Source organism: Acetobacter sp. AN02, assembly GCF_029759835.1.
Lineage (GTDB): Bacteria > Pseudomonadota > Alphaproteobacteria > Acetobacterales > Acetobacteraceae > Acetobacter.
In genome coordinates this window covers 1-2,242 of record NZ_JAJJND010000164.1, presented here as the reverse complement: position 1 = coordinate 2,242, position 2,242 = coordinate 1, and the positions used below count along the sequence as shown (strand labels likewise).

Here is a 2,242-nt window from a genome sequence, read left to right as displayed (position 1 = left end):
CAGCGCGACCGCTCTCGCCGCATGACAATCCCTTCTCCGGCCTTCAGTCACCTAACATCAGTTAACGTGACAGCACCTCGTCAGGACATGAGGCTGGTTACAGACCTTCTGGATGACCTGAACCGGAAGGTTGCTGGCACACCCACAGCACCGGACGCGACCGAAGCACAGGAGCCAGATGGCATCCCGGACGAGCTGATGGCTATGTTGCTGGAAATCCTGCTTCTGACGCGTGCGAATTCAACCCGTCAGGATATCCGCATGGCACAGGGATCGGTTGAATACGCCGGATTGCCTGTGTGGGAAGGCAAGAAGCGCACATAAATGGGCACGAATATGGACGTGTCCCGGTCTGCTTCAGAGAGTGAGTTCTGGGTCAAAACAGCGCGGTGTCAGAGGCATGGTGGGGGTTCTCCGAATGGAACGGGCACTCTGTGATCTCACATGAACGATCAGCACTTGCTGACATGCCTTGCGAAGATACGCTAACAGCGTATATAAAAAGCATGACAGGGCCTGAGATTGAGTTTGAATGGGACGACGCAAAAAGCGATGCCTGCTTTGAAGAGAGGGGGTTCGATTTCGAATATGCAGCCCAGATTTTTCTGGGGCCTGTTCTTCAGAAACCGGACGACCGTAAGGATTATGGAGAACCCCGTATCCGGGCCGCAGGCTTGATCGAAGGTGTCCCGTTTATGGTCGTTTATACGGTGCGCGGGATGTGTCTGCGCATTATCTCGGCCCGGAAGATGCACCGGAAGGAGTGGATCAAATGGCAAAATTGACATTGGCAGACATCAAACGTCGTGGCGGCCGGGTCGATCTGGCGCGCGTTCAGGCGACGACGGCCGCAGAGATTGACCAGCAGGCCCGCGAAGATGGGACAGAAAGCGATCTGCCGGGGCCAGCCTATCCGTCTCCTGCGACGGTGCGCCGCCAGTTGAAGCTGACCCAGACAGACATTGCCACTCTGGCCGGTGTGCCGGTGGCGACATGGCGGAACTGGGAGCAGGGCCGTGTGAGCCTTGACCCGGCGGTGCGGACGCTTCTGCGTGTCTTATGGCGTGAACCCGATGCGGTGCGCCGGGCGATGGTAGCCTGATCGAACCACAGAGAAGCGGGATCAGGAGCAATGAGGTGCACCTCCCGCAAACGGCCCCTTCTTGCTAGACTGCCTTGAGATACGCATAAAGCGTTTCCCGGCTTATTCCGAATTCACGGGCAATCTGGGCTTTTGGCTCGTGAGCAGAAACGCGGGCCTTTAGAGCCGTGATCTGATCCGGTGACAGGGATTTCTTACGTCCGGGTAGCTTTCCCCTGGCTCTGGCAGCCTGTTGCCCTTCGCGCTGGCGTTCTTTGATTAAGGACCGCTCAAATTGAGCGAAAGACCCCATCACTTGCAGGATCATCGTCTGCATGGGCGAGGCGTTCCCCTCGAACGTCAGGGCCTCTTTGATAAACCGAACACCTACGCCACGGACTGTGAGTGTCTCCACAAGATGCAATAGGTCTTGAAGGTCACGAGCAAGCCGGTCGATGCTGTGGCAGATGATGGTGTCACCTTCCCTTACATAACGAAGCATCTCAGTGAGGGCCGGTCTGTTCCGCGTGCCGCCGGAGCATTTGTCCGTGAAGGTCTTATCCACCTTCACCCCATCGAACCTCTGACGATCGGTGTTCTGGTCAACACTTGATACCCGAACATAGGCGATGATCTGACCGGCCATGATAAACGCTCCCCATATGTCAGGAAACACCTAAGGAATATGATTACGATATGTCAATAAATTCGTTTTATGTGTTTTCCTGACACTCGAAAAACCCGGTTCTCAGCCAAGGCCGGAAGTGTCCAGAAAAGTATAGCGATCAGCGCACTCAAAAAGGATGGTAAATTGCCTGACACGGTGCAGCACCGTCAGGTCAAATATCTGAACAATGTGATCGAGGCGGATCACGGCAAACTCAGGCAGCTGATCAGACCGGTTCGTGGCTTCAAAACCCTCAGGACCGCCTATGCGACCATTAAAGGTTTTGAAGTCATGCGGGCACTGAAAAAGGGACAGGCTAAATTCTTCCAGCTCCAGGAGGGTATCATGGGAGAAGTGCGTCTTATTGAAAGACAGTTCGGAATTTATACATTCTAAAAAACCCAGAAATCAGCCCCCATTATACCAACCGTTTCTTGATCAGACTCACGGGGTACCCATTGGGCTAAAAATGTGATTCACAGGATGCTGATCAT

The 2,242-nt window shown here is 54.4% G+C and carries 3 protein-coding genes and 2 pseudogenes; 4 read left to right on the top strand and 1 reads right to left on the bottom strand.

Going from position 1 to position 2,242, the window contains the following annotated elements; genetic code table 11:
* The 3 genes and pseudogenes from LOC54_RS12090 to LOC54_RS12080 all read left to right on the top strand — a co-directional run.
* A pseudogene (locus tag LOC54_RS12090) lies at positions 1-324 on the top strand (hypothetical protein); the annotation flags it as partial.
* 110 nt (positions 325-434) lie between these two features.
* Positions 435-785 carry a BrnT family toxin gene (locus LOC54_RS12085; RefSeq protein ID WP_347709406.1) on the top strand — a complete coding sequence of 117 codons (351 nt, stop codon included), beginning with the start codon at positions 435-437 and terminating at the stop codon, positions 783-785.
* Positions 773-1,102 (top strand): DNA-binding transcriptional regulator, encoded by a 330-nt coding sequence (locus tag LOC54_RS12080; RefSeq protein WP_279314031.1) that lies wholly within the window; start codon positions 773-775, stop codon positions 1,100-1,102. Before LOC54_RS12085 ends, LOC54_RS12080 begins: the two co-directional genes overlap by 13 nt.
* Positions 1,103-1,166: 64 nt before the next feature.
* Here LOC54_RS12080 and LOC54_RS12075 read toward each other — a convergent pair whose 3' ends face one another.
* A complete protein-coding gene (locus LOC54_RS12075; RefSeq protein ID WP_279314030.1) occupies positions 1,167-1,727 on the bottom strand; it encodes a recombinase family protein in 561 nt (186 codons plus the stop codon).
* A 135-nt stretch (positions 1,728-1,862) separates the two neighbouring features.
* Here LOC54_RS12075 and LOC54_RS12070 point away from each other — a divergent pair.
* Positions 1,863-2,144, top strand: a pseudogene (locus LOC54_RS12070) (DDE-type integrase/transposase/recombinase); the annotation flags it as partial.
* Positions 2,145-2,242: the final 98 nt, after the last annotated feature.

Excerpts from the sequence above, each read along its gene's own strand:
- LOC54_RS12075 (WP_279314030.1), bottom strand. The coding sequence starts at position 1,727 with ATGGCCGGTCAGATCATCGCCTATGTTCGGGTATCAAGTGTTGACCAG.
- LOC54_RS12080 (WP_279314031.1), top strand. The coding sequence starts at position 773 with ATGGCAAAATTGACATTGGCAGACATCAAACGTCGTGGCGGCCGGGTC.